Raw genomic sequence first — 1,487 nt, forward strand, 5'->3', positions numbered from 1 at the left:
AAATTGCATCATAATCTGTCATTGAATAGGCCATGTAGGTTCTATATCTCTATCAAATGGTTTTTGCACCAGAACCAAGAAATCCGTAGTTACATAAAACCAAATAACGAGCTGAATTCTTATAAATCACTAGCCTTAGAGAAGTAATTTTTTCGTTATGGGGGTATTTAAGAACCTTAGCTTGATAGCGATGTGGTGCTACCCCATGCCCATCAAGCTAATATTTTGAAGCATCCCCAAAACGAAAATTTTATCTCTTCATAGTTGTCCATGGGAATTCAGCTCATTTTTTTGTTTTGGAGAACAATGCAGTTCTTAAGTTGATGGCTGTGATATTGTGACCCCATATAGGTGAAATAATAAAAAAGCTAGCAAAATGCTAGCTTTTTTATTATTTCGAAGTAAGAGCAACTAAAACATCTACTGGATAATTAACTGCTTCTTTTACTTTGTATTTAAATGGTGCTGGTTTACCAAGCAATTTAAACACTTGATTTGTAGGATCATTATTTTCCCAATCAGACATCCATTTTTGTAATCCTGCACCTGGAGCAACTGAATAGTTAGCTACTTGTTGATATAATGCAGTTCTATATTGATCATATGCATAATCAGGTTTTGGATTAAAATCAAATGTTTTCGTAACTGTCTCTTCTGAATTTAATGTAATACCATAACCGAAACTTGCAGTTAATGATTGATTTACTGTTGCAATTCCTTCAAGTCCTACTTCCATCCCAATTGTATAAGATAACCCTACAGTTACATTATGAGAAATACCACTTGTTACAGATTTACTCCAATGATAACCCGAATTTTTATCTATTACATTTGAATCAATTAATTTCCAACTCACGTTTTTCTTTAATTTAGTATCGGATACAGCTGGATTAGTTTTAGGAATTGCTATTGAATATAATACCTCTCCTTTATTTGCTGTTTTACTATATGATTCTCCATCTTGAAGCCAAGTCCCATCCGCTTTTAAAATTCTGTAATCTTTATATCTAATTACATTGTTGATACTCGTTCCATTCTCATTAGCAACTACATCTACATATACATAATCAATTAAAGCTCCATCGCTTGTAGACACATGCCATTCATTAGGAAACTCTTCATAAGGGCCTGTAGGAATGTAAGGAAGCGCCATACCATTTTGCTGAACTTGTTCTGCCGTCATAGGTGCTTTTGCCTCTTGGGAACTTATTACTACTGGAAGGTTTCCTACGTTCGTAGGAGTATCAGTAGCCGCAGAAGAAAATCCCGGTGCTACAAATAAAGCTGAACTTAATACAAATGCTGCTGGGATTACTTTTTTTATACGTTTCATGTTATTTCCCCTCTTCTTTTCATTATTTCTACAAGATTACAAAAGATGAAATTATACTGTACATTGCTTATACTATTTAGAGTTAGTATAGTTATATGGACACAACTTAGTTAAGTCCTTACAATGGGTTTCAAGGAGGAAGTGTCCGTATGAC

The 1,487-nt window shown here is 34.0% G+C and carries 1 protein-coding gene; it reads right to left on the minus strand.

Annotated features, from left to right (window positions below; genetic code table 11):
- Nucleotides 1–391 precede the first annotated feature (391 nt).
- Entirely contained in the window at nucleotides 392–1,333 is a 942-nt protein-coding gene (locus tag JDS96_RS30380; protein ID WP_199669083.1) for a hypothetical protein, read from the minus strand.
- Nucleotides 1,334–1,487 lie beyond the last annotated feature (154 nt).

This window comes from Bacillus cereus group sp. N21 (genome assembly GCF_016483395.1).
Classification (GTDB): Bacteria; Bacillota; Bacilli; order Bacillales; family Bacillaceae_G; genus Bacillus_A; species Bacillus_A pseudomycoides.

Bases quoted from the DNA above. Each gene is read 5' to 3' on its own strand.
- JDS96_RS30380 (WP_199669083.1), bottom strand. From the start codon at position 1,333: ATGAAACGTATAAAAAAAGTAATCCCAGCAGCATTTGTATTAAGTTCA.